Genomic DNA, 25,159 nt, shown 5'->3' with positions numbered 1-25,159 from the left:
TCATTGGGCTCTACACTGCTCCGCACCTGGTAGGCGATGGAGGACCCGATGACGGCCACACCCGACACCCGAATACTGGACACGATTGAAGGCCAACGCCTGGCGACGCAGGATGCCGAGCGTTGGCGCGAGTGGGGCCCCTACCTGAGCGAACGCCAATGGGGCACGGTGCGCGAAGACTACAGCGCCGACGGCGACGCCTGGGCTTACTTCCCTCATGAGCATGCGCGCAGCCGCGCCTATCGATGGGGCGAGGATGGCCTGGCCGGTTTCAGCGACAAAGCGCAACGCTGGTGCCTGGGCCTGGCCCTGTGGAACGAGCGCGACGCGATCCTCAAGGAGCGCCTGTTCGGCCTGAATAACGCCGAGGGCAACCACGGTGAAGACGTCAAGGAGCTGTACTTTTTCGTCGACGGTGTGCCCAGCCATGCCTACATGCGCATGCTCTACAAATACCCCCATGCCGCCTTTCCCTACGCCGACCTGATCGCCGAGAACGCCCGTCGCGGGCTGGGCGATGCCGAGTACGAGATCCTCGATACCGGCGTGTTCGAAGACAACCGCTACTGCGATATCAGCGTCGAATACGCCAAGCACCAGCCTGACGATATTTTCATGCGCGTCACCGTGCACAACCGTTCGCAGCAGCCGACGCGCCTGCAGGTGTTGCCGCAGGTGTGGGCGCGCAATGACTGGAGCTGGACCTTCGATGCGCCCAAGCCGCAGTTGAGGCTGGAGGGCGAACACGTGCTGGCCCGTCATCATGAACTGCCCGATCGGCAGCTCAGCGCCTGGGGCCAGGACGGCCTGGAATGGCTGTTCTGTGAGAACGAAAGCAACTTCCCGTTGCTCGACGGGCAACCGGCGCCGGGGCCGTTCAAGGACGGGATCAACGGTTACGTGGTCGAAGGGCTGGACGCTGCGATTCGTCGCGACACCGGTACCAAGGTTGCCGCGCGCTTTATCCTTGAGCTGGCGGGGCTGCAAAGCAAAAGTCTTTACCTGCGCTTTGCGCCCGTTGATGCGCCCGAGGTCAGCGCGCGCAAACTGTTTGAACAGCGTCGCCAGGAAACCGATGACTTCTACGCCGCCTTGCAGCAAGGCATCGCCGATGACGACGCGCGCAATGTGCAGCGCCAGGCCCTGGCCGGCTTGCTGTGGTCCAAGCAGCTGTATTATTTCGATGTGAACCAGTGGCTCGACGGCGACCCGGCCCAGCCCGCGCCACCGCCCGAGCGCCTGCATATCCGCAATACCCATTGGCGGCACCTGTCCAACTTCGACATCCTCTCCATGCCCGACACCTGGGAATACCCGTGGTACGCCTCCTGGGACCAGGGTTTCCAGGCGGTGGCGTTTGCACTGATGGATCCTGGGTATGCCAAGCAACAGTTGTTATTGCTGGTGAAGGACCGCTTCATGCACCCCAACGGCCAACTGCCGGCCTACGAGTGGCGTTTCGACGACGCCAACCCACCGGTGCATGCCTGGGCCAGCTGGCGCGTGTATCAGCAGGACAAGGCGCTGACCGGTGTGGGCGATCTGGATTTCCTTGAGCGGATCTTTCACAAGCTGCTGCTGAATTTTTCCTGGTGGGTCAACCGCAAGGACGCCGAAGGCCGCAACCTGTTCCAGGGCGGTTTCCTGGGGCTGGACAATATCGCCTTGTTCGACCGTTCGGCCGACTTGCCGCCGGGTTATCAGCTCGATCAGGCCGACGGCACCGCCTGGGTGGCGGCGTATGCGCTGGACTTGATGCGCATCGGCCTGGAGCTGGCCAAGCGCAATGTCGTGTACGTCGATATTGCGGTGAAGTTTTTCGAGCACTTCCTGTACATCGCCGGCGCCATTAACCGTGTCGACGACAGCGCCGAAGGCCTGTGGGACGAGCAGGACCTGTTCTTCTATGACGTACTGCACCGTCCCGACGGCCAGAACGAGCCGGTGCGCCTGCGCTCCATCGTCGGCCTGATGCCGTTGTTTGCCGTGCTGGTGCTGGAACAGCGCGAACACGAAGGGCTGGCGGGGTTGCGTAAACGGCTGTTGGGTTTCATGCATCACCGGCCGGACCTGGCCAAGCTGGTGTCGCGCTGGAACGAACCGGGGCAGGGCAATCGCCTGTTACTCGCGCTGTTGCGTGGCGAGCGCACCAAGGATCTGCTGCGGCGCATGCTCGATGATGACGAGTTTCTCTCGGCCTTTGGCGTGCGTTCCCTGTCCAAGGCGTTCGCCGAGCAGCCACTGGCGCTGAAGATGAATGGCGACACCCTGTGCGCCCGTTACCAGCCGGGGGAATCCGACTCGCGCTTGTACGGCGGCAACTCCAACTGGCGCGGGCCATTGTGGATGCCGGTGAACTACATGCTGATTGAATCGCTGCGCGAATTTCACCGCTATTACGCGGACAACTTTTCGGTGGAATACCCGACGGGCAGTGGGTATCTGGCATCGCTGGAGGAAGTGGCCGACAGCCTCAGCCAGCGGTTGACCCGCTTGTTTCTCCGGGATGAAAACGGTTCACGACCGTCGATGGCGGGGTATGCGCAGTTGGAAGCGGACCCGGCCAGTCGTGACCTGGTGTTGTTCCATGAATATTTCCATGGCGAGACGGGGCGGGGGTTGGGGGCTTCGCACCAGACCGGATGGAGTGCGTTGGTGGCGTTGCTGCTACAGCCCAAATGTGGGAGGGGGCGTGCCCCCGATAGCGGTGAATCAGTCAACTGATGAAGCGACTGACAAACCGCCATCGGGGGCAAGACCCCTCCCACAGGGATTCAGGGTTGCCCGTGAATCAGGAAGGGAACAGTTCGCTCAGCTTCATGGCCAGCATCATGTCGCCTTCGGTGCGCAGCTTGCCGCCCATGAAGGCCTGCATGCCGTCAGTGGAGCCGTCGACGATGCCTTCCAGGGTCTCGCTGTCCATGACCAGAGTCACCTGGGCGTCCGGGTTTTCGCCTTCTTGCAGTTCGCAGGTCTTGTCTTTGACCACCAGGGAAAAGTTCTTGGTGTCGTCGATACGGAAACCGAACACCAGGTCCAAGCCTTCAGCAGCGCTTGGGTTGAATTTGGCTTTCATTGCTTCTACAGCTTTGGCTACGTCAGTCATGGTTTCGATCCTTTTATGGTGAGTCCAGTGACCTTGGGGTCACGGTTGGCCGCACTTCATCGGAAGGTGATGAGTTGCGGCGCCTTCAACAGTTGCAAGTGGGTGTGACTGTTGAAGGAAGCCAGTGCCACCTCGCGACCGCGGAATTTCAGCTGGTTGAGCGAGGTGTTAACAATTTGCCAGTTCAGTTCGAAGGCCTGGGCGGCAGGCATCCGGGTAATCAGGTGGAGCAGGGCGGTGATGGTGCCGCCGGACGTGAACACGGCGATCTTCTGCGTGTTGTCTGCCGCTTCAAGAATGCGTTGCAGGCCACCCTGGACGCGCTCCACGAAGCCCAGCCAGCTTTCCAGCTCTGGCGTGTCATAGGTGCCGGCCAGCCAGCGCTCGATGATCAGGGCGAAGATGCGTTGGAACTCGCTGCGGTTTTGCGCGGCGTTGCGCAGGATGTCCAGGGCTTCGGGTTCGGTGGTGAGCAGGTCTGGGAGCAGGGCGCGGATGATCGCGTCGGCGTCGAATTCGTTGAATGCACTGTCGGTTTCCAATGCAGGAACAGGCAGGCCGAGGGTGTTGTATTGATCGAAGGCGGCAGTGGCCGTGTGTTGCTGGCGACGCAGGTCGCCGGCTATGCAGCGGTCGAACACCAGGCCCATATCCGCCAGGTGGCGGCCGAGCACTTGCGCTTGTTCCACGCCGACGGGCGACAGCACGTCATAGTCGTCTGCACCGAAGGAGGCCTGGCCATGTCGAATCAAATAGATGCTGCCCACGTCCGTTTTCCCGGTACGTTGAAAGTCTGGCGAGGTTATGAGGATGCCAGGGAGCTGTCAATGAAAAAACATACGCTTGTTTTAAAACCTCGTTAGAGCGCGCATCTGCTGGCGGTTTGAGCACTGGCCGCCCGGCGATCCCGTCGGTATGCTTGGCCAATCCGCGCCTGGCGCCGTGCATTTTTAAGGAGACACATGGATTTTTTGGCTGAATATGCGAGCTTTCTGGCGAAGACCGTCACCCTGGTGGTCGCTATTCTGGTGGTCTTGATCAGCTTCGCGGCACTGCGCAGTAAAGGTCGCCGCAAAGCCGCCGGCCAACTGCAGGTCAGCAAGCTCAATGACTTCTATAAAGGCCTGCGCGAGCGCCTTGAGTCGAGCTTGCTCGACAAAGAGCAACTCAAGGCCCTGCGCAAGTCCGAAAGCAAAGCCGAAAAGAAGAACAGCAAGAAGAAACCCGAGGTCAAACCACGGGTGTTCGTGCTGGATTTCGACGGCGACATCAAGGCCTCGGCCACCGAGAGCCTGCGCCATGAAATCACCGCACTGCTGAGCCTGGCCACGCCCAAGGACGAAGTGGTGCTGCGCCTGGAAAGCGGCGGTGGCATGGTGCACAGCTACGGCCTGGCATCGTCGCAACTGGCGCGTATCCGCCAGGCTGGCGTACCGTTGACCGTGTGCATCGACAAGGTCGCGGCCAGCGGCGGCTACATGATGGCGTGCATCGGCGAGAAGATCATCAGCGCACCGTTTGCCATCCTCGGCTCCATAGGCGTGGTGGCGCAGTTGCCCAACGTCAACCGCCTGCTGAAAAAGCACGACATCGACTTTGAAGTGCTGACCGCCGGCGAGTACAAACGCACCCTCACGGTCTTTGGCGAAAACACCGAGAAGGGCCGCGAGAAGTTCCAGGAAGACCTGGACATCACCCATCAGCTGTTCAAGAACTTCGTCTCGCGTTATCGCCCACAGCTGGCGATTGACGACGTAGCGACCGGAGAAGTGTGGCTGGGTGTTGCCGCGCTGGATAAGCAACTGGTCGACGAACTGCAAACCAGCGACGAATACCTGGCCACCAAGGCCAAGACCGCCGAGGTGTTCCACCTGCACTATGCCGAGCGTAAAAGCCTGCAGGAACGGGTGGGCCTGGCGGCCAGCGGTTCGGTGGACCGCGTGCTGCTGACCTGGTGGAGCCGCCTGACCCAGCAACGGTTCTGGTAAGCCTCTTTGGGGTATAGGTAATACCTGTGGGAGGGGGCTTGCCCCCGATGGCGGTGGGTCAGTCACAGTTGCATTTACTGACACACCCTCATCGGGGGCAAGCCCCTTCCCACATTAGTTCGGTGTGGGAAGGGGCTTGCGCATCAGCCTCCCCACCACCAGCGCTCCGAGCAATCCCAATAACCCTGCCACCCACAACACCCTGCTGAACCCGTCCACAAACGCCTGCTGCGCCAGCGGTTGCACCACAGCCCGTGCGGGATCCGGCAATAAGCCCATTGCCGCCGGCATATCCCCAGCCACTACCCGTGAAGCAATGCCCGCCACCTGCGCCTGCCATTGCGGGTCGATACTTGCGCGCAACAATTGCTCGCTGTGGCTGCTCAGCAGTGCCCCATACACACCAATCGCCAGCATGATCGCGCTGAAACGCATGGTGGTGCTCATGCCCGAGGCCATCCCTGCGCGGTCCCGTGGCACGCAGGCCATGATGTTTTTCTGCGTATCGCCGTTGAGTAAGCCCGCACCGGCCCCCGTGACCGCAATAGCCAATGCAAAGGGCAGGTAACCACCGATATTTACGGCCCAGGCGCTCAAAAGGTTGCCGCCGCCTACGAGGGCCAAGCCGGTTGCCATCATCGTTGCCGGCGCGAAGCGAGCCGACAGGCGTGCGCCGATTCGGGGGCATACCAGCATGGTCAAGGCGAACGGCAGCATGCCCAGGCCCGAGATAATCGCGGAGAAGCCCAGGCCGTTCTGCAGATAGAACGGCAGTAACGTCATCATCACTTGGGCGCAGCCGGCATAGGCAAACATCCCGAGCAAGGCGCCGATAAAGCGCGGGTGGCGAAACAGTTGCAGGTCCACCATGGGCCGCTGCTGCACACGTTCGACCCCTATAAATACACCCAGCAACACCGCACCGCCGATCAGGCGCACATAGGTCAGCGGGTTATCCCAGCCGATGCGGTTGGCCTCGATCAGGCCCCAGATCAAGCACAACAGGCTCGCGCTGAAGGCCAGGCTGCCCCACGGGTCGAGGCGGGCGGATTGGGTATCGCGGGATTCCGGAATCGCGCGCAGTACCAAGGCCATCAGCGCCAGGCCCACGGGCAGGTTGAGGTAGAAAATCCAGCGCCAACCCAGGTACTCGGTGATCAACCCGCCCAGGGTCGGCGCGGCCGTCATCGCCACGCCCATGCAGGCACCCCAGAATGCCCAGGCTTTGGCCCGCTCCACTTCATCGTGGAAGGTGTGGCCAATGGAGGCCAGGGCTGACGTGAGCAATAACGCTGCGCCGACGCCCTTTATCGCGCGGGCGATATCCAGCCACAACGCACTCGGCGGCGCCCCGCAGCCGAGGGAGGCGAGGATAAAAATACTCAGGCCCCAGACCAGGGATTTCTTGCGCCCGAACCGGTCGGCAACGCTCCCGGCCGGCAGCAACAAGGCGGCAAACGCCAGCATATAGGCGCTGACCACCCATTCGATATCGGCAAAGTTAGCCCCCAGGTCGCGAGCGATGCTCGGCAGCGTCACGGCGACGATATTGGTGTCGAGCACGATCAGCGAGCAAACGCCGGACGCGGTCAGCAACGTCAGGCGTGGGCTGACCCGGCTCATGATTGAATTACCTTGCAGGCAATAGGAGGAATACGGTTGACGCACATCGCAAAGGCTCTCTAGTGTTGAAGTGCTTCGAGCTTATCCCCGGCTGCTGCTGACATTGTTAGCCCGTGTGGAGCACTTCATTACCTTTGAGCTAATCCTGTTATGGACATCCGCCATTTTCGCTACTTCCTGGCCGTGGCCAGGCAGCGCAACTTCACCCGCGCCGCCGAGCAGTTGGGGATCGCGCCGCCGACCCTGAGCCGGCAGATCCAGGACATGGAAACCAGCCTGGGCACTCGCCTGTTTATCCGCCGGCAACGCGAAGTCAGCCTCACCGAAGCCGGCGCGGCCTTGCTGATCGAGGCCGAAGCTACCGTGCGCCAGTTCGAATTCGCCCAACGTCATGCCCAGCGCGCCGGGCGTGGCGAGATCGGCCATATCGAATTGGGTTATGTGGCCTCGGCGGTGTACTCCGGGCTGTTGCAACGGCAGATGCAGGGGTTCAGCCAGGCGTTTCCTGACGTGAGCGTGACTGTGCGCGAATGCGCCATGGCCACGTTGCCTAGCGCGGTGGCGGATGGGCGCTACGACATCGGCTACATCCGCTCGCCGATGACCTTGCCCGAGGGCCTGGAGGCGGTGCGCCTGGACAGCGAAGGTTTTGTCTTGGCGCTGCCCCAGGATTCCTGGTTGTTGGGGCTCGCGGCCATTGGCTGCGAACACCTGCAAAACGAGACATTTATTTTGCCGGAGCAAATCAGCGGCACCTTGCATGTCGCCGCGCAAGGCGGTTATGCCCCGCGCCTGGGGCCACAGCCGGGCGGGCTGGTCGCGGTGGTGGCGCTGGTGTCGATGGGGCAGGGCGTGGCGGTAGTGCCCGCGTCAATGGTCGGGCATGTGCAGTTGCCGGGCGTGGTGTACCGCAGCATTCAGGGCAGCGATGCATCGTCGTGGTTGTCGCTGATTCACCGGCGCTTCGAGAAAGCGCCGGCGGTGGCGCGGTATATCCAGCAGGTCAAGCAATCAGGCGTGGCTGCACCGAGTCCGCCAGGCGCGTAAGGATCAGGCAGCACGACACCGCCCCCGCATCCAGCACGCCCAGTGAGCGCTCGCCCAGGCGACTGGCGCGGCCGATCTTCGCCACCAGGTCCTTGGTGGAGTCGCGTCCCTGGGAGGCGGCGGTTTTCATCGCGTCCAGTGCATCGTTGAACGACGCCCCCGAGGCGTGCGCGCGTTCAAACGCTTCCACCGCCGGGATCAACGTATCCATCAGGCACTTGTCGCCCACACCCGCTTCGGTAATGTCCTGCAACGAGGTCAAGCCGCCCCGCAGCAGGTGGGCGAAGGTGGCCGCGTCGATGTCGTCACGGCCGCGCACTTCGTCGGCCATGCCGATAAACAGACTGCCATACAGCGGCCCCATTGAGCCGCCGATGCCTTCCATCAGGCTCAGGGTCAGTTCATCCAGGGCCTCGGCGAGGGTCAGTTGGCGGCCTTCGATAGTGCGCCCGCAATGGGCAAAGCCCTTGGCCATGTTGATGCCATGGTCGCCGTCGCCAATCGCGCCGTCGACTTCGCTGAGGTATTCACGGTTGGCCACGATCACGCTGACCAGGTCGGTGACGATGGCGCTGCCGTCGTGGCTGGAAAAATGTTGGCTCATGGTTCAGTCCGCCTGGGTCATGCCGATGGAGCGGCAGGGTTGGTCGATCAGGGATTTGAGCTCCGCGTCGAGGCCGAGCAGGGTCAGGGTCACGCCCATCATTTCCAGAGAGGTGAAGTAGTTGCCGACGTAGCAACGGTGAATCTTCAAGCCCTTGGCGTTGAGTTGGCGTTCCACCTCGGCGTAGAAAATATACAGCTCCATCACCGGCGTGGCGCCGAGACCGGAGACCAGCACCACCACGCTGTCGTCCTGGCTGAAGTCGCGGTCGGCGAGGATCGGCGCGAGCATGCGCTCGGCCATGGCGGCGGCGGATTCGATCGGGACAACCTCAATGCCCGGTTCGCCGTGATGGCCGATGCCCAATTCCATCTGGCCGTCGGCGATCTGGAAGTTCGGCTTGCCTACGGCGGCAATAGTGCAGGGCGTGAGGCCGATGCCAATCGAGCGGCAGTGGTCGACGGTTTTCTGCGCGACGCGAATCACGCCGTCCAGGTCGTAGTGCTGGGCGGCCGCGGCACCGCCGATCTTCCACATGAAGATTTCCCCGGCCACGCCACGGCGCTTGGCGATCTCGGCCTTGGGAGCGGAAGCCACGTCGTCGTTGGCGACCACGGTGCGGATGCGCATGTCTTTGCTGGCGGCCATTTTCATCGCCAGCTTCACATTCATATTATCGCCGGCATAGTTGCCGTACAGGCAGGCCACGCCGGCGCCCTGGTCGGCGGCGCGGAAGGCGTCGAAAAAGCTCTTGGCGGTGGGCGAGGAAAACACTTCGCCGACGGCCACGGCATCGACCAGGCCGGGGCCGACATAGCCGAGAAACGCCGGCTCATGGCCGGAACCTCCGCCCGTGACAATGCCGACTCGGCCTGGCCCGGAAGGCCTGGTCTTGACGATCACCCGTGGGTTGCTTTCGTATTGGCGCAGTTCGGGGTGCGCGACCAGGATGCCGCGCAGCATGTCCTCGACCACTTGGTCCGGATCGTTGATGACTCGATTCATAACGCGGGTTCCTGTGTTCTTTTTGTAGGCGCGAGCTTGCTCGCGAAAAACGTGAAGACACCGCGTTTACTCAGAAGCCCCGCGTTATCGTTGTCGACCTTCGCGAGCAAGCTCGGCTCCTACAGTAAAAGCGGTTGTGTGTTCCTAGGGTTCGAGTACAACCTTGAGCGACTTGTCGCCACGCTCCATCACCGCAAACGCTTCCTTGAAGTCCGCCAGGGCGAACTTGTGAGTCACCACATCACGCATATCAATCTTGCGGTTGCCGATAAAGTCGATGGCCCTCGGGTACATGTAGGGCCCCAGGTGCGAGCCGAGGATGTCCAGTTCCTTGCGGTCGCCGATGATCGACCAGTCCACCGTCGCCTCGTCGTTGAATACGCTGAACTCCACGAAGCGCCCCAGCTTGCGCAGCATCGCCAGGCCCTGGTTCACCGCCTTGTGGTGCCCCGTCGCTTCGATATAGATGTCGCAGCCGTAGCCGTCGGTGATCGCGCGGATGTTGGCCATGACGTCCACTTCGGCCGGGTTCCACACTTCGTCGGCGCCCATGCGCAGGGCGAGGGCGGCGCGTTCGGGTTTCATGTCGAGCACGATGAGTTTTTTCGGGTTGCGCAAACGCACGGCACCGATGATGCCCAGGCCCAGGGTGCCGGCGCCGGCGACCACCACGACGTCGTCATGGTCGACGTTGGCTCGCTCCGCTGCATGCAGTGAGCAGGCCAGGGGTTCGATCAGGATCGCTTCGTCGGGGGCGATGGATTCCGGCACTGTGTGAATGATGCCTTCCTTGGTGAAGATCATGTACTGGGCCATGGCGCCCTGCACATTGTTCTGGAAGCCATACAGGTCGTGTTTCTGGCACATCCAGTACTGGCCGTGGTTGCAGAAGCGGCAGCCCCAGCACGGCACGATCTGCTCCGAGATCACCCGGTCACCGACCTTCACGCCGCGCTTTTCCGCGCCGGGCCCCAGGGCAACCACACGACAGACGAACTCATGGCCGGGGATCATCGGCGGCTTGACGTAGCGCGGTTGCTCGGCATCGCCCCAGAACGACGGTGCGCCGCGATAGGTCTTGATGTCGCCCATGCAAATGCCGCACAACTCGACCTTGGTGAGGATTTCATCGGGGCCGGGCGTGGGCACGTCGACGGTTTCCAGGCGATAGTCTTCCGGGCCGTGGCAGACCACGGCCTGCATGGTTTTCGGGATGACCGGGGAAAGTTGTTCGGGTGTGCGTTGGGTGACGGTGGACATGACAAAACCTCACGACAGATAAATGAATTACTGAATGCTGTAGCCACCGTCGATCACCATGTTGGCGCCGGTGATCATCTGCGCGGCATCGCTGAGCAGGTACAGCGCCAGCCCGGCGATTTCCTCCGGCTGCGCAAAGCGGCCCGCCGGGATCTGCAATTTGGCCCGCTCGCCGACTTCACCGGCCCAGGCCTTCTTGCCCAGCGCGGTCTCGACGATGGTGGGGGAGATGGCATTGACGTTGATGTGCGGCGCCCATTCCATGGCCAGCACCTTGGTCATGCCGACAATGGCCGCCTTGCTCGCGCAGTAGGCGACGTGGCGGTCGAGGCCGATCACCGCGGCCTGGGAGGCGAGGTTGACGATGCGCCCGCTGCCCTGGGCCAGCATGTGCCGCGCGCAGGCCTGGGCCACGAAAAAGCTGGCCTTGAGGTTGATGTCCAGGGTGGTGTCCCAGGCGCTTTCGCTGACATCTACGGCCTTGTCCAGCAGGGCCACGCCGGCGCTGTTGATCAGGTAGTCCAGGCGTTGGAAGTGTTCGAAGACCTGATCGATGGTGTGTTGCACCTGGTTGATCTGGCTGAGGTCGACGGTAATGCCCAGATGCCCGGCACCCAGGCTTGCTGCCACTTCAACCACCGCCGGGTCGCGGTCGAGCAAGGCCACGCGGGCGCCGCGCTGCACCAGCAGGCTGGCGCAGGCCAGGCCGATACCGGCGGCACCACCGGTGATCACCGCGCAACGGCCGCTGAGGTCGAAGGCTTGGTTCCAGAATCCAGGCATTTACATGACTCCATTTTCGAAAACAGTGAAGATCTCGGGTGGGAGGGGGCTTGCCCTCTCCCACACTTGACTGTATTTCAAGCCAATGATTACTTACCGCCACTGACCTGTTTGTACAGCGCATCGGCGTTGGCGTTAGTCACTGGCACCCACGGCAGGATGTAGGTCTTGGCCGTGCCATCACCCCATTTCACGTCCTTGGCATAGCGCTCCCAGATCACCGACTGCGGCGTGTAGTCCTTGCCGGCCAGTGCGCGCAGGGCCACGTCCAGCGCACCTTGGGACTGAGCCTGGGCGTCCTGGAGGAAGGTGGTGACTTCGTCTTTTTTCGCCGCCTGGATCGCGTCCGGCATGCCGTCAATGGAAGTGACAGGCACATCCTTGGACGTCAGGCCGTGGGATTTGAGGGCCTGCACGGCGCCGAGGGCCATGTCGTCGTTCTGTGCGATCACGCCGTTGATGCCTTTGGGGTGGGCGTTCAGCCAGTCTTCGGTCAGCGCCAGGGCCTGAGCGCGGTCCCAGTTGGCGGTCTTCTTCTCGATGATCTTGATGTCCGGGTGCTTGCCCAGCACTTCCAGTTCGCCTTTTTCGCGGTCGATCTGCGCCGACTGGCCAATCGGGCCCTGGATGATCACCACATTGCCCTTGCCGTTGAGCTTGTCGACCATGGCCTGGGCCTGCAGGCGGCCGCCTTCGACGTCATCGTTACCGACGTAGGGCACCGAGGCGTCGGCGACTTTGGTGTTGGAGGCGATCACTACCACGTCGTTGCTCATGGCTTGCTTGACCGTGCCGACGCCGGCCTTGGTGTCGATCGGCACGAACAGGATCGCGTCGTAGCGCTGAGTCACCATGTTTTCGATCTGGTTGTTCTGGGTCAGGGCGTCGTAGTTGCCATCGAACACCGTCAACTGCACGGTGCCGTCCTTGACCGCCGGGTGTTCCTTAAGCTCGCGAACCCAGTTCTGCATGAACTGGCCCTTGAGGCCGTAGACGGCCGCGCCGACTTTGTAGGTCTTGCCATCGGCAGCCATTGCGATACTGCCGGCGAGCAGGGAGAGAGCCGCCGCGGCGGCCAGGGTGGTACCAAGTTTCATGGGGGGAACTCCGGTTATTGTTTTAGTGGTCGTTCTCTAGCGTTTTTTCTTGCGCCACACGTCGATCAGTACTGCAAACACGATGATCAGGCCCTTGGCGACCTGCTGGTAATAGGAGGACACGCCGAGCAGGTTCAGGCCGTTGTTGATCACGCCGATCAACAGCGCGCCGAACAGCGTGCCGACAATGCTGCCGGTGCCGCCCGACAGGCTGGTGCCGCCGATGACCACGGCGGCAATCGCGTCCAGCTCATAGGACACCCCGGCCTGGGGCAGGGCGGAGGTGGTGCGTGCCGACAACACCACGCCCGCCAGCCCGGCGAGCAGGCCGGACACCACGTACACCGAAAACATCACCTTGCGCACGCCGATCCCGGAGGTGCGCGCGCTTTTTTCATTGCCGCCCACCGCGTACACGTAGCGACCGTAGGTGGTGTAGCGCAGCACCATCCAGAAGATCAGCGCGACCACGGCGAAGATGATGATCGGCACGCCAATCGGGCCGATCTTGCCGATGCCCAGGGCCAGGTAGGCGTCGGGCAGGTCGGTGATCGGGCTGCCGTCGTTGAGGATGAAGGTCATGCCGCGCGCAATGCTGAGCATGCCGAGGGTGGCCACGAACGGTGGGATCGACAGGTTGGCGACCATAAAGCCGTTGACCACGCCGAGCATCGCCCCGGCAAACATCCCCGCACTCACCGCCGCCAGCAGCCCGTAGCCCTGGGTCGCGACCATGGCGCTGCACAACCCGGCAAAGGCCAGGATCGAGCCGACGGAGAGGTCGATGCCCTTGGTCAGGATCACGTAGGTCATGCCCACCGCGAGGATGCCGTTGATGGAGGTCTGGCGCAGGATGTCCATCCAGTTGCGCCAGGTCATGAAGTACTCGCTGGAAAACGCCATCACCACGCACAGCAGGATAAACACCAGCGGCAGGCCGAAACGGTCGAGGGACAGGCGCAGGCGGTTGCGTGGCGCTGTTGTGATAGGGGCGGCAATGGTTTTGGCATTCATGAGGCAAGACTCAACAAGGCTTCCTGGGAAAGGGCGGTGTCGGTGCTGATGGTCACCAGGCGGCCGCCCTTGAATACGGCGATGCGATCACTCAGGTGCAACAGTTCCGGGGCTTCGGATGACACCACGATGGCCGCGCCACCGGCGCGCACGAATTGATCCAGCAGGTGGTAGATCTCCTGCTTGGCGCCCTCATCGATCCCCCGGGTCGGCTCATCGCAGAGCAGGCATACCGGTTCGGTCGACAGGCATTTGGCGAGCACCACTTTCTGTTGGTTGCCGCCGCTCATGGACGCCACCGGCAGTTCCAGTGAGGCGGTTTTGATCTGCAGGCGCCTAACCATGTCCTGGGCCAGCTGGGTTTCCTTGCGCGCATTGATCAGCGACCAGCTCGACAGGCGCTTGTAGGCCGACAGCGCAATGTTGGAAAGAATGCTGCTGGTCAGCACCAGGCCGCTGTCCTTGCGGTCTTCGGTGACCAGCGACATGCCGGCATTGATGCTCTCCTTGGGCTGGCCGATGGGCATGGGCTTGCCTTGCAGGGTGACGCTGCCGGAGTCCGCCTCGGTCAGGCCATAGATGCAGTTGAGGAATTCACTGCGGCCCGAGCCCATCAGGCCGTAAATACCGAGGATTTCACCCTGGCGCAGTTGCAGGCTGATGTCGTGGAACTCGCCGGCGCGGCTGAGGCTGTCGACTTGCAGGCAGGTGTCGGCGGCGCATTCACGGCCGACCTTGTGGTCGATGCGGGTCAGTTCCTGGCCGACGATGCCGCGCACCAGATGGTCGCGGTCGATATCGGCCATGCGTCCGCTTTCCACAAAGGCACCGTCGCGGAAGATGCTGTAGTCGTCGGCGATCTGCGCCAGTTCGCTCAAGCGGTGCGACACATACACAATGCCGGCGCCGCGCGCGGTGAGACGGCGGATCGCCTTGAACAGGGTTTCGGCTTCGCGCTCGCCAATGGCCGAGGTGGGCTCGTCCATGATCATCACCTGGCAGTCATGGCTGAACGCCTTGGCGATTTCCACCAATTGGATCTGCGCCACGCTAAGGCGGTGCATGGGGCTGGTGGCGTCGACCTCGAATTCCAGGCTTTCCAGCAGCTCGCGGGTGCGGCGGTTCAAGGCCTTGTTGTCGACGATGCAACCGGCGCGGCGCGGTTCGCGGCCCAGCCAGATGTTTTCGGCGACGGTCATGTAGGGGATCGGTTCCAGTTCCTGGGTGATCATCGCGATGCCCGCCGCGAGGGCTTCGCTGGGGCGGTTGAACTGTACGGGGGTGCCGTTGAGCAGAATGCTGCCGGCATCACGCGGGGTAATGCCCATCAGGATGCTCAGGAAAGTCGACTTGCCTGCGCCATTGCCGCCGCACAGGGCGTGGACGCTGCCGGCCCGCAGAGAGAGGCGCCCGTCACGCAGGGCAGGGATCCCGGCGTAAGCCTTGGCGACGTGTTCAGCCTGGAGCAGTAATGGCGTGGCCATCGGCGTGTCCTCGTGCTGTGAATTCTTATTAGGTCGCACAGTCATGTTTCGCTGTGATCATATGTGTATCAAATGAAATTCTGATCAGTCAATCTCTTTCATGTAAATGGTGTGATTCTGATCTTTTACGCCAATTAGCCTTTTTTAGACGGCTTTGACTGGCTGGTCAGTTAAATCATGCTTGACAGGAAGGGGGTAAAGCCCGCGAAATGAATGAGAGAAATTTCACTGAGTGATCAATTGATCAGTCGTAAGCACGACCTCGGCAGCGGAGCCAGACGCCATGAACACACCTTTCCCGGTGGCTATCGGATGCGATGAAGCGGGTTTTGAGCTCAAGGAGCTTTTAAAGCGCCATATCGAGGCGCTGGGCTATCCGGTGACCGACTTCGGCACCCATTCCACCGCGCCGGTGTTGTACCCGGACATCGCCCTGGCCGTGGCCACCGCCATCAACGCCGGGCAGCAGCGCCTGGGCGTGCTGGTGTGCGGCACGGGGATTGGCATGGCGATTTCGGCCAACAAGGTGCTGGGGATCCGTGCGGCCCAGGCCCATGACACTTACTCGGCAGAGCGGGCGCGCAAGAGTAACGATGCGCAGATCCTGTCGATCGGCGCGCGGGTGATCGGCGCCGAACTGGCGAAAAGCATCGTCAAGTCGTTCCTGGAGTCGGAGTTCGAGGCGGCCCGTTCCGGGGCCAAGGTCGAGCGCATCAATGCGATCGAGCGCGATGGGCATCAATAGTGGACGTAGCAGGGCAAGAGTCGGGAGAATGCGCCTTTGACGCCGAAACGGAAGCCCGTCCCCATGAGTGACAGTACCCAGCGCATGGCCAGCGATATTGATCAGATGACTGAAGTGGCGATGCTCTATTACCTCGAGAACGTCACTCAGGAAGCCATCGCCAAGCGCTTCGACCTGTCGCGGGCAAAAGTCAGCCGATTGCTCAAGCGCGCGCGGGATGAAGGCATTGTCGAGGTGCGCGTTTTGCAGCATCCGGCGATGAATAACGAGCTGGAACAGGCGCTGGTGGCGCGCTTCAAGCTGGATCGCGCGTTGATCGCAGTCGATCACAGTGATCCCGATACCCAGCGCTCGGCCGTCGCCAGCCTGGTGGCCAACTACCTGAACAAGACCTTGAGCGACGGCATGATCGTCGCCGTCGGCATGGGCCGCAATGTCGGTGCCGTGGCCGATAACGTGTTCCTGCCGGTGACGCGCAACTGCACATTTGTCTGCGCCATTGGCGGTTCGCTCAAGGCCGGCGAATACATGAACCCCGATCACATCTGCCGGCGCCTGGCCCTGCGTTTTGGCGGCGAGAGTGAAAGCCTGTACGCCCCGGCCCTGGTGGCCAACCCGGAGCTGCGCGGGGTGTTGATCAATAACGATACGGTGCGCTCCACTCTCGACCGCGCGCGGCGGGCAGACATGGCGCTGATCGGCATCGGTGACATGAGCGAAAACAGCAACATGGTGCGCATGGGCTGGTTCTCGCCCCAGGAGATTGCCCAGGCGCGCCTATCCGGCACCGTGGGCGACATGATGGGCTATGACTTCATCGATATTCACGGCCAGCCAGCGGTCAACGCGATTCAGGGGCGGGTGATCGGGTTGACGGTGCAGGAGTTGTTTCGCATCCCGGACGTGGTGGCGATTGCCAGTGAGAACACCAAGGCGGCGGCGACGTTGGGGGCGTTGCGGTCGGGGGTGATCAATACCCTCGCAACCACCGTCACTAATGCCCACACCATCCTCGCGCTGGACGATGCAACCCGTAAGACCTGACACGCCAGTGCTCAAGTGTGGGGGGGGGCAAGCCTCCTCCCACATGATTTTGTGTGGGGTTCGAAGACAGGTTTTGTAATACTTTTGCGTTGTGGGACATTTGTGTTTCGACTGTACGATTCAAGTCCTTTTGTTATTTCAGGACGTGCATGAACATCCTCTTGGAGCCTCCCGGTCGTCTTTCCCCAAGACATTTGCTGCCGCTGTTCCCGCTGAAACATCCCGTATTCCGACTGCTAGCCTTGTCCCGATCCACCGATCGTGCGTTGCCGTGTCCGGCATTCTGAAACCTGTAAAGAGACTTATATAAATGGAATGGTTAGCGGATCCAACGGCCTGGCTCGGCCTGTTGACCTTGATTGTGCTGGAACTGGTGCTGGGCATCGACAACCTGGTGTTTATTGCGATCCTGGCGGACAAGCTGCCACCGGAGCAGCGTGACCGTGCGCGGTTGATCGGTTTGTCCCTGGCGCTGCTGATGCGCCTGGGCCTCCTGGCGAGTATTTCCTGGTTGGTGACCCTCACCCAGCCGCTGTTCGAGGTGTTCGACAAGAGCTTCTCCGGGCGTGACCTGATCATGCTGTTCGGCGGTGTGTTCCTGTTGTTCAAGGCCACCATGGAACTGCACGAACGCCTGGAAGGTCATGTGGCCCAGCGCACCGGCAATGTGGCGTACGCCATGTTCTGGCCGATCGTGGCGCAGATCGTGGTGCTCGACGCGGTGTTCTCCCTGGATGCGGTGATTACTGCCGTGGGCATGGTCGATGAGTTGGCGGTGATGATGATCGCGGTGATCATTTCCATCGGCCTGATGATCGTGGCGAGCAAGCCGCTTACGCGCTTCGTTAACGCCCACCCGACGGTGATCATGCTGTGCCTGGGCTTCCTGATGATGATCGGTTTTGCCCTGACCGCCGAGGGCCTGGGTTTCCATATTCCGAAGGGCTACCTGTACGCGGCGATTGGTTTCTCGATCCTGATCGAAGTGTTCAACCAGATTGCCCGCGCGCGTCGCAAGAAATCTGCGCAGGGTGTGTTGCCGGTGCGTGAGCGGACGGCCCATGCGGTGATGCGCCTGCTCGGCGGCCGCAGCCTGGCGGTGGAAGAGGTGGGCGAAGACGTGGCTGACCTGTTGGGCGAGACGGATGCTGCCCAAGGGCCGCTATTCGACCGACGTGAACGGGTGATGATTAGCGGTGTGCTGCAACTGGCCGAGCGGCCGATTCGCACCTTGATGACGCCTCGGGCCAACGTCGACTTTATCGACCTGGCTGACGATCCTGACACGATTCGCCTGAAGCTGATGCATTCGTCCTATTCGCGCCTGCCGTTGATCCGCAATGGCGCGGTGGATGAGCCGCTGGGCTTCGTGCACAAGAAGGAACTGCTCAAGGAATACCTGGCCGGCAACGAGCCGAACCTGGAGCACCTCGCGCGTCGAGCAATCAACCTGCTGGAGAGCTTTTCGATCCTCAATGCCCTGGAGCAGATGCGCCAGGAGTCGACCCATATCGCCTTCGTGATCAACGAATTCGGTGACTTCATGGGCGTATTGAGCATGACCGACATTCTTGAATCCATCGCCGGTGAATTGCCGGATGCCAGTGAGATCGAAGGGCCGGATATTGTCGAGGAAGGCGCTGGCTTCCGTGCCAATGGCGGCTTGAACCTCACCCAGATTCGTCAGCGCACCGGCTTCAAGGCTGTCGCGACCGAGGATTACCAGACCCTGGCCGGCTTGGTCATGAGCCTGCTCGACCGCCTGCCGATGGTGGGCGATAGCCTGGAGCATGAGGGCTGGCGCCTGACGGTGGCTGCGGTGGAGGAGCGGCGGGTGACGCAGGTGTTATTGCACCCTTGCGGCGTGCATAGCGCCTGAAGGTATCTTCCACAAACTGCGCTTGCTGCTCTTCCGGTCCGAAACCTTTGAATGTTTCCTTCAAGGTGCCGTTCTGGAAGATCAGCAGCGTCGGGGTGCCTGTAACCTCTGGGTGCCTCAGTGTTTTCGCGCAATCGAGTACCATGCTCACCACTGATCGATACCGGGCTGCGATCAGTTCAAACAGCGGCCCGGCTACTCCGCAGGCCGGGCAGTGATCTGAGACAAACAGCATGAACACCGGGCGCGAAGTGCTCAGCGCGCGGCGGTAGTCTTCGGCATTGGCAATGGTTGCTGTGGCAATCCCCATGATCATCTCCCTTTGAGCCGAACAGGCTTTCGCCAACGCTAAGCTGGGGGACCACTACCGTCTACTGTCAACCTTCACAGGTCCGCATCACGCTCCGCACGTTCCCGGGCCTTGCGCGCCTGGCTCGCGCACTTGCGATATTCCTCATTGTCACGGGACGCCTTGGCGCGGCGATAGCCATGGTGATTCTGGCTGCTGTAGTTGGTGTCGAACGCTGCTTTGAGCTTGCGCAGTTCTTCTTTGCATTCGCGGCGGTCGTTGCTGGCCTGCGCGCTGCCGGCCGCCAGAAAACACAGCAAAACCAGGGTGAGACTGAACTTCATCGGAGTGCGGTCCTTGTCATGAGGCGTGTGCCAAAGGCTAGTCCAGCACCGCGGATTTTCCATGGGAGGGTGCACCGCCGATGTGCGTAGTAACAGGGCGGTGACGCACTTGAATCGTGCTGTCACCCTCGCGTGAGGCCTTGGGTAGCAATGTGCCTGCAAGTGCTGGCGCAACGCCGCATCTCACGTCGCGAGTTATCTATCTGATTAATAAGCGTTTTATCGTAGTCATAGGTTTTGCTCGGTGCGTGTGGCACACTTTCTGCTGTCTATTCCGTTGTTACATACTAAGTTCCGGTATAGCGGAATACACAACTCCTGGAGTGCTTGTCATGCATCACCGACCTTCCGTGTTTAAAGCGTGTGTTTTTCTCTTCGCCGCATCGGCTTCCCTCGCAGGCATCGTGCAGGCGGCGGACAGCAAGCTCGATGATGTGCTCAAGCGTGGGCACCTGATCGTGGGTACAGGCAGTACCAATGCGCCGTGGCACTTCCAGGGAGCGGATGGCAAGTTGCAGGGGTTTGATATCGACATCGGCCGCATTGTGGCCAAGGGCTTGTTCAACGACCCGAGCAAGGTCGAGTTTGTGGTGCAGTCCTCCGACGCACGCATTCCCAACCTGCTGACCGACAAGGTCGACATGAGCTGCCAATTCATCACCGTCACCGCCAGCCGTGCGCAGCAAGTGGCGTTCACGCTGCCGTACTATCGCGAAGGCGTGGGCCTGCTGCTGCCAAACAACAGCAAGTACAAGGAAATCGAAGACCTGCAGGCGGCGGGCGATGGCGTCACCGTGGCCGTGCTGCAGAACGTGTATGCCGAAGAACTGGTGCACCAGGCGCTGCCCAAGGCCAAGGTCGACCAGTACGACAGCGTTGACCTGATGTACCAGGCCGTGAACTCCGGTCGCGCCGATGCCGCCGCCACCGACCAGTCCTCGGTCAAGTACCTGATGGTGCAGAACCCCGGCCGCTACCGCAGCCCGGCCTATGCCTGGAGCCCGCAGACCTACGCGTGTGCGGTCAAGCGTGGCGACCAGGACTGGCTGAACTTCGTCAACACCGCCCTGCATGAAGCCATGACCGGTGTGGAGTTCCCCACCTACAAGGCGTCGTTCAAGCAGTGGTTCGGTGTGGACCTGCCGGAACCTGCGATTGGTTTCCCCGTCGAGTTCAAGTGATTCGTGAAAACCGGGGCGCCGCCAACGGCGCCCCCATCAGGTACTGCTGACCATGAACTATCAGTTGAACTTTGCCGCCGTATGGCGTGATTTCGACACCTTGCTGGCGGGGCTCGGCCTGGGCCTGCAACTGGCATTGCTGTCGATCGCCATCGGTTGCGTGATCGGTCTGTTGATGGCGTTTGCCATGCTGTCCAAACACCGCGCGTTGCGCATCCTGGCCTCGGTGTATGTGACGGTGATCCGCAATACGCCGATCCTGGTGCTGATCCTGTTGATCTACTTCGCCTTGCCCAGCCTCGGCATCCGCCTGGACAAGATCCCCTCGTTCATCATCACCCTGTCGTTATACGCCGGCGCCTACCTGACCGAAGTGTTCCGCGCCGGGCTGTTGAATATTCCCAAGGGCTTGCGCGAAGCCGGATTGGCTATCGGCCTCGGCGAATGGCGGATCCGCGCGTATATCACCGTGCCGGTGATGCTGCGCAACGTACTGCCTGCGCTGTCGAACAACTTTATCTCGCTGTTCAAGGACACCTCCCTGGCCGCCGCCATCGCGGTGCCCGAGCTGACCTATTACGCCCGCAAGATCAACGTCGAAAGCTACCGGGTGATTGAAACCTGGCTGGTCACGACCGCGCTCTACGTGGCGGCCTGTTATCTCATCGCCATGCTGCTCCGTTACCTGGAACAGCGTCTGGCGATCCGTCGTTAAGGAGGGTTTCCATGTACGAGTCCCCCAGCTGGCTGCATGAGTTGTGGATCGCCCGGGATACGCTCTGGGCGGGGTTTCAGACCAGCATTTACTGCTCGGCGCTGGCAATTATCTTTGGCACCCTGATTGGCATATTCGCCGGGCTGGTGTTGACCTACGGCAGATTCTGGATGCGTGCGCCGTTTCGCCTGTATGTCGACCTGATCCGTGGCACCCCGGTGTTTGTGCTGGTGCTGGCGTGTTTCTACATGCTGCCGGCGCTCGGCTGGAAAATCAGCGCGTTCCAGGCCGGCGCCGTCGGGCTTACGCTGTTCTGCGGCTCCCACGTCGCGGAAATCGTGCGCGGTGCGCTGCAAGCCATTCCCCGTGGTCAACTGGAAGCCGGCAAGGCGATAGGCCTGACGTTCCGGCAGTCCCTGGCCTACGCGCTGTTGCCCCAGGCGCTGCGGCAGATCCTGCCGACCTGGGTCAATTCCTCGACGGAAATCGTCAAGGCCTCGACCTTGCTCTCGGTGATCGGCGTCGCTGAATTGCTGCTGAGTACCCAGCAGGTGATCGCACGTACCTTCATGACCCTGGAGTTTTACCTGTTCGCCGGGTTTCTGTTCTTTGTCATCAACTACGCCATCGAGTTATTCGGGCGCTACATTGAAAAGCGGGTGGCCTTGCCATGAACCAACCTCAAACCAACCAACCGCTGCTGAATATCTGCGGCCTGCGTAAACAATACGGCGAGGTCGAAGTGCTCAAGGGCGTCGACCTGTCCATGCAGCGCGGCAACGTGGTGACGTTGATCGGCTCCAGCGGCTCGGGCAAGACCACGTTGCTGCGTTGTGTCAACTTGCTGGAAGAATTCCAGGGCGGGCAGATCACCCTGGATGGCGAGTCCATCGGCTACAGCGACATCGGCGGCAAGCGCGTGCGTCACCCCGAGCGCGTGATCGCCCAGCACCGGGCGATGACCGGCATGGCATTCCAGCAGTTCAACCTGTTTCCCCATCTGACCGCGTTGCAGAACGTCACCCTCGGCCTGTTGAAAGTTAAGAAAATGCCTAAGGACGAGGCGGTGGCACTCGCGGAAAAATGGTTGGACCGTGTAGGACTTTTGGAGCGCCGCAATCACTTCCCGGGCCAGTTGTCCGGGGGGCAGCAACAGCGTGTGGCGATTGCCCGCGCCATTGCCATGAACCCGAGCCTGATGCTGTTCGACGAAGTCACTTCGGCCCTTGACCCGGAACTGGTGGGCGAGGTGCTCAGTGTGATCAAGGGCTTGGCGGAAGAGGGCATGACCATGTTGCTGGTCACCCACGAAATGCGCTTTGCCTATGAAGTCTCGGACAAGATCGTCTTCATGAACCAGGGCCGGATTGAAGAGCAGGGCTCGTCGAAGGATATCTTCGAGCGGCCGCAATCGCCGCGCCTGGCGGAATTTCTCAAGAACATTCGTTTTTAATCAGGAGCATCGTTTTATGAGCATCACTCGTTACGGAGCCGGCAGCACTGCCGGCGGTGGCCAGCCTCGTCCCTTCGCCCGCGCGGTGGAAGCGGACGGTTGGCTGTACGTCTCGGGCCAAGTGCCTGCGGTGGACGGCGAAATCATCACTGGCGGGATCATCGAGCAAACTCGCCAGACCATGCGCAACGTGGTGGCGATCCTCGAAGAAGCCGGCTACGAGTTGAAAGACGTGGTGCGGGTGGGCGTGTGGCTGGAAGACCCACGGGACTTCTGGAGTTTCAACAAGGTCTTCGGCGAGTACTTCACCCCGGAACACGCCCCGGCGCGGGCCTGTGTGCAGGCCAACATGATGGTGGACTGCAAAGTCGAGATTGATTGCGTGGCCTACAAGAAAAAGGGCTAAATTGCCCCCACTCTTAAGCCCACCAGAGATCAAATGTGGGAGGAGGCTTGCCCCTCCCACAGTGGACCTGCGCCAGCCCTACCATTTCGACCGGACCGAAATTGCCATGACCGAAGACACCATCAAACGCCGCGCCAAGGGCCTGGACCGTGCATTCGATATCCTCGATTTTCTCAAGGAGATCGGCCAGCCCCTGCGCCCGAATGATATTGCCAGCGGCATCGGCAGCCCCAAATCCACGGTCTACGAGCTGGTCGCCTCCTTGTTGGAGCGGCGCATCCTCGAAACCGTGGGCAAGGACGGTCACGTCTACCTCGGCCGCCAGCTGTACTTCCTCGGGCAGGCGCACCTGCGTCATTTCGACCTGACCCGCGAGGCCGACCACGCCTTGCAGGAGATCGTCAGCCAAACCCACGAAACCGCACAGATGTGCCTGCTCAACGGGCGCAAATACACGGTGGCGCTGATGCGCGAAGGCGAGCGGCATTTCCGCATTTCCTCGGACATCGGTGAAAACGCGCCGATCCCGTGGACGGCCTCCGGGCGCCTGTTGCTGGGGCACTTGAGCGACCAGCAGATCATCGACCTGATCGACCACGACGACTTTATCCTGCCGGATGGCCAGCGCCTGCCGCTGGAGACCTTCCTCGCGCAGATCCGCCAGGCCACCCTCGATGGGTTCTTTTCCTTCGACAGCGTGGCCGACACCTTTACCCACTGCTTTGCCGCCCCGGTCCGGGACGCGCAGGGCATCAGCATTGCGACCCTGTGCATCGTCGCCCCTCGCGCCGATGCGAGCAAAAACTACAACGACTATCGCCGGGTGTTGATCGACAGCGCCAATAACCTGGCCCGTCGCATCAACGAATAGGAGTTTTCCATGTCTGCCATCAATGCCGTTGAAAAGGGCGCCGCCGCCGTCGGTGCCCATTTGGTCCGTGACGTCAGCCTGCCCGCCCTGGTGCTGCACCGCGACGCCCTGGAACACAACATTCGCTGGATGCAGGATTTCGTCAGCAACAGCGGCGCCGAACTTGCGCCCCATGGCAAAACCAGCATGATGCCCGCGCTGTTCCAGCGCCAGATCGCCCAAGGCGCCTGGGGCATCACCCTGGCCAACGCCGTGCAGACCCGCGCCGCCTATGCCGGTGGCGTGCGCCGTGTGCTGATGGCCAACCAGTTGGTGGGCGCGCCGAACATGGCGTTGATCGCCGACCTGCTGGCCGACAAGGATTTTGACTTCCACTGCATGGTTGACCACCCGGACAACGTCGCCGACCTGGGCCTGTTCTTCGCCGCCCGTGGCCTGCGCTTGAACGTGATGATCGAATACGGCGTGGTCGGCGGCCGTTGCGGTTGCCGCAGCGAGCAGGAAGTGCGCGACCTGGCCAAGGCGATCAAGGCCCAACCTGCCCTGGCCCTCACCGGTATCGAAGGCTATGAAGGGGTGATCCACGGCGAACACGCCATCAGTGGCATCCGCGACTTCGCCGCGAGCCTGGTGCGCCTGGCCGTGGACCTGCAAAACAACGGTTCCTTCGACCTGCCCAAGCCCATTATCACGGCGTCGGGTTCGGCTTGGTATGACCTGATCGCCGAGTCCTTCGAAACGCAAAACGCCGCCGGCCGTTTCCTCAGTGTGCTGCGCCCCGGCAGTTATGTGGCCCACGACCACGGTATCTACAAAGCGGCGCAGTGCTGCGTGCTCGACCGCCGCAGCGACCTTCATGAAGGCCTGCGCCCGGCCCTGGAAGTCTGGGCCCATGTGCAATCGTTGCCTGAGCCGGGGTTTGCGGTGATCGCCCTGGGCAAGCGCGACGTGGCCTACGACGCCGGTTTGCCGGTGCCGCTCAAACGCTATCGGGCCGGGATTCTCCCGGCTGAAGGCGATGATGTGAGCGCCTGCACCGTCACCGCCGTGATGGACCAGCACGCCTTCATGACCGTGGCGGCAGGTGTCGAGCTGCGTATCGGCGACATCATTTCCTTCGGCACCTCGCACCCTTGCCTGACCTTCGACAAGTGGCAGGTCGGTTGCCTGGTGGATGAGCAGTTGCAGGTGATCGAGTCCCTGGAAACCCGTTTCTGAGTG

General features: G+C 61.6%; 24 protein-coding genes and 1 pseudogene. 13 read left to right on the top strand and 12 right to left on the bottom strand.

Annotation, left to right across the window (positions count from 1 at the left end; all coding sequences use genetic code 11):
* Positions 1-48 precede the first annotated feature (48 nt).
* Positions 49-2,724 carry an MGH1-like glycoside hydrolase domain-containing protein gene (locus tag HDC32_RS03765; protein WP_184742571.1) on the top strand — a complete coding sequence of 892 codons (2,676 nt, stop codon included), beginning with the start codon at positions 49-51 and terminating at the stop codon, positions 2,722-2,724.
* Positions 2,725-2,791: 67 nt separating this feature from the next.
* On the opposite strand, the gene HDC32_RS03760 is transcribed toward HDC32_RS03765, so the two are convergent.
* Both HDC32_RS03760 and HDC32_RS03755 read right to left on the bottom strand, forming a co-directional pair.
* A complete protein-coding gene (locus HDC32_RS03760) occupies positions 2,792-3,106 on the bottom strand; it encodes an SCP2 sterol-binding domain-containing protein (protein ID WP_005788868.1) in 315 nt (104 codons plus the stop codon).
* A 56-nt stretch (positions 3,107-3,162) separates the two neighbouring features.
* On the bottom strand, positions 3,163-3,873 hold the full coding sequence (locus tag HDC32_RS03755; RefSeq protein ID WP_145337505.1) for a histidine phosphatase family protein: 711 nt from the start codon (positions 3,871-3,873) through the stop codon (positions 3,163-3,165).
* Positions 3,874-4,068: 195 nt separating this feature from the next.
* Between HDC32_RS03755 and sohB the strand changes: the two genes are divergently transcribed.
* Complete coding sequence (sohB, locus tag HDC32_RS03750) at positions 4,069-5,094, top strand: protease SohB (protein ID WP_131699279.1); 1,026 nt, start codon at positions 4,069-4,071, stop codon at positions 5,092-5,094.
* Positions 5,095-5,208: 114 nt separating this feature from the next.
* Here the strand turns inward: sohB and HDC32_RS03745 are convergent, their stop codons facing one another.
* Positions 5,209-6,717: an MFS transporter gene (locus tag HDC32_RS03745; protein WP_184742569.1), complete on the bottom strand. Its 1,509-nt coding sequence runs from the start codon at positions 6,715-6,717 to the stop codon at positions 5,209-5,211.
* Positions 6,718-6,867: 150 nt separating this feature from the next.
* On the opposite strand from HDC32_RS03745, the gene HDC32_RS03740 reads away from it, so the two are divergent.
* Complete coding sequence (locus HDC32_RS03740; protein WP_184742568.1) at positions 6,868-7,764, top strand: LysR family transcriptional regulator; 897 nt, start codon at positions 6,868-6,870, stop codon at positions 7,762-7,764.
* Here the strand turns inward: HDC32_RS03740 and dhaL are convergent.
* The 7 genes from dhaL to HDC32_RS03705 all read right to left on the bottom strand — a co-directional run bounded on the left by dhaL (position 7,721) and on the right by HDC32_RS03705 (position 15,011).
* Entirely contained in the window at positions 7,721-8,368 is a 648-nt protein-coding gene (gene dhaL, locus HDC32_RS03735; protein ID WP_184742566.1) for a dihydroxyacetone kinase subunit DhaL, read from the bottom strand. The two genes, HDC32_RS03740 and dhaL, sit on opposite strands and share 44 nt — an antisense overlap.
* 3 nt (positions 8,369-8,371) lie before the next feature.
* Complete coding sequence (locus HDC32_RS03730) at positions 8,372-9,373, bottom strand: dihydroxyacetone kinase subunit DhaK (RefSeq protein WP_145337509.1); 1,002 nt, start codon at positions 9,371-9,373, stop codon at positions 8,372-8,374.
* 144 nt (positions 9,374-9,517) lie between these two features.
* Positions 9,518-10,633, bottom strand: coding sequence for an alcohol dehydrogenase catalytic domain-containing protein (locus HDC32_RS03725; RefSeq protein ID WP_184742564.1), 1,116 nt, complete (start codon positions 10,631-10,633; stop codon positions 9,518-9,520).
* 27 nt (positions 10,634-10,660) lie between these two features.
* Complete coding sequence (locus tag HDC32_RS03720) at positions 10,661-11,416, bottom strand: SDR family oxidoreductase (protein ID WP_184742562.1); 756 nt, start codon at positions 11,414-11,416, stop codon at positions 10,661-10,663.
* An 89-nt stretch (positions 11,417-11,505) separates the two neighbouring features.
* Positions 11,506-12,513 (bottom strand): substrate-binding domain-containing protein, encoded by a 1,008-nt coding sequence (locus tag HDC32_RS03715; RefSeq protein ID WP_131699286.1) that lies wholly within the window; start codon positions 12,511-12,513, stop codon positions 11,506-11,508.
* A 36-nt stretch (positions 12,514-12,549) separates the two neighbouring features.
* A complete protein-coding gene (locus tag HDC32_RS03710; protein WP_027608638.1) occupies positions 12,550-13,527 on the bottom strand; it encodes an ABC transporter permease in 978 nt (325 codons plus the stop codon).
* The gene (locus HDC32_RS03705) at positions 13,524-15,011 is read right to left on the bottom strand and encodes a sugar ABC transporter ATP-binding protein (protein ID WP_184742560.1); all 1,488 of its coding nucleotides are present in this window, start codon (positions 15,009-15,011) and stop codon (positions 13,524-13,526) included. Before HDC32_RS03705 ends, HDC32_RS03710 begins: the two co-directional genes overlap by 4 nt.
* A gap of 283 nt (positions 15,012-15,294) precedes the next feature.
* Between HDC32_RS03705 and rpiB the strand changes: the two genes are divergently transcribed.
* The 3 genes from rpiB (at position 15,295) to HDC32_RS03690 (ending at position 18,679) form a co-directional block, all read left to right on the top strand.
* On the top strand, positions 15,295-15,756 hold the full coding sequence (rpiB, locus tag HDC32_RS03700) for a ribose 5-phosphate isomerase B (RefSeq protein ID WP_016969738.1): 462 nt from the start codon (positions 15,295-15,297) through the stop codon (positions 15,754-15,756).
* Positions 15,757-15,819: 63 nt separating this feature from the next.
* Complete coding sequence (locus HDC32_RS03695) at positions 15,820-16,800, top strand: sugar-binding transcriptional regulator (RefSeq protein WP_027608636.1); 981 nt, start codon at positions 15,820-15,822, stop codon at positions 16,798-16,800.
* Positions 16,801-17,110: 310 nt separating this feature from the next.
* Positions 17,111-18,679: a TerC family protein gene (locus HDC32_RS03690; RefSeq protein WP_131699288.1), complete on the top strand. Its 1,569-nt coding sequence runs from the start codon at positions 17,111-17,113 to the stop codon at positions 18,677-18,679.
* Positions 18,680-18,698: 19 nt separating this feature from the next.
* Here the strand turns inward: HDC32_RS03690 and HDC32_RS03685 are convergent.
* Positions 18,699-18,989 (bottom strand): annotated as a pseudogene (locus tag HDC32_RS03685) (thioredoxin family protein); the annotation flags it as partial.
* Positions 18,990-19,063: 74 nt separating this feature from the next.
* A complete protein-coding gene (locus HDC32_RS03680) occupies positions 19,064-19,312 on the bottom strand; it encodes a hypothetical protein (RefSeq protein WP_184742558.1) in 249 nt (82 codons plus the stop codon).
* A 332-nt stretch (positions 19,313-19,644) separates the two neighbouring features.
* Between HDC32_RS03680 and HDC32_RS03675 the strand changes: the two genes are divergently transcribed.
* From HDC32_RS03675 to HDC32_RS03645, 7 genes are all read left to right on the top strand, one after another.
* Entirely contained in the window at positions 19,645-20,493 is an 849-nt protein-coding gene (locus HDC32_RS03675) for a transporter substrate-binding domain-containing protein (protein WP_027608633.1), read from the top strand.
* Positions 20,494-20,545: 52 nt separating this feature from the next.
* Positions 20,546-21,208 carry an amino acid ABC transporter permease gene (locus HDC32_RS03670; protein ID WP_115488214.1) on the top strand — a complete coding sequence of 221 codons (663 nt, stop codon included), beginning with the start codon at positions 20,546-20,548 and terminating at the stop codon, positions 21,206-21,208.
* 11 nt (positions 21,209-21,219) lie between these two features.
* Entirely contained in the window at positions 21,220-21,882 is a 663-nt protein-coding gene (locus tag HDC32_RS03665) for an amino acid ABC transporter permease (RefSeq protein WP_184742555.1), read from the top strand.
* Positions 21,879-22,661, top strand: coding sequence for an amino acid ABC transporter ATP-binding protein (locus HDC32_RS03660; protein ID WP_131699291.1), 783 nt, complete (start codon positions 21,879-21,881; stop codon positions 22,659-22,661). Before HDC32_RS03665 ends, HDC32_RS03660 begins: the two co-directional genes overlap by 4 nt.
* 16 nt (positions 22,662-22,677) lie before the next feature.
* Positions 22,678-23,067, top strand: coding sequence for a RidA family protein (locus tag HDC32_RS03655; RefSeq protein WP_010210958.1), 390 nt, complete (start codon positions 22,678-22,680; stop codon positions 23,065-23,067).
* Positions 23,068-23,173: 106 nt separating this feature from the next.
* Positions 23,174-23,938, top strand: coding sequence for an IclR family transcriptional regulator (locus tag HDC32_RS03650; RefSeq protein WP_184742553.1), 765 nt, complete (start codon positions 23,174-23,176; stop codon positions 23,936-23,938).
* Between the two features lie 9 nt (positions 23,939-23,947).
* The gene (locus tag HDC32_RS03645; protein ID WP_145337517.1) at positions 23,948-25,156 is read left to right on the top strand and encodes an amino acid deaminase; all 1,209 of its coding nucleotides are present in this window, start codon (positions 23,948-23,950) and stop codon (positions 25,154-25,156) included.
* Positions 25,157-25,159 lie beyond the last annotated feature (3 nt).

This window comes from Pseudomonas sp. JAI120, from assembly GCF_014207255.1.
Classification (GTDB): domain Bacteria; phylum Pseudomonadota; class Gammaproteobacteria; order Pseudomonadales; family Pseudomonadaceae; genus Aquipseudomonas.
This window is presented reverse-complemented; position numbering and strand designations above follow the sequence as displayed.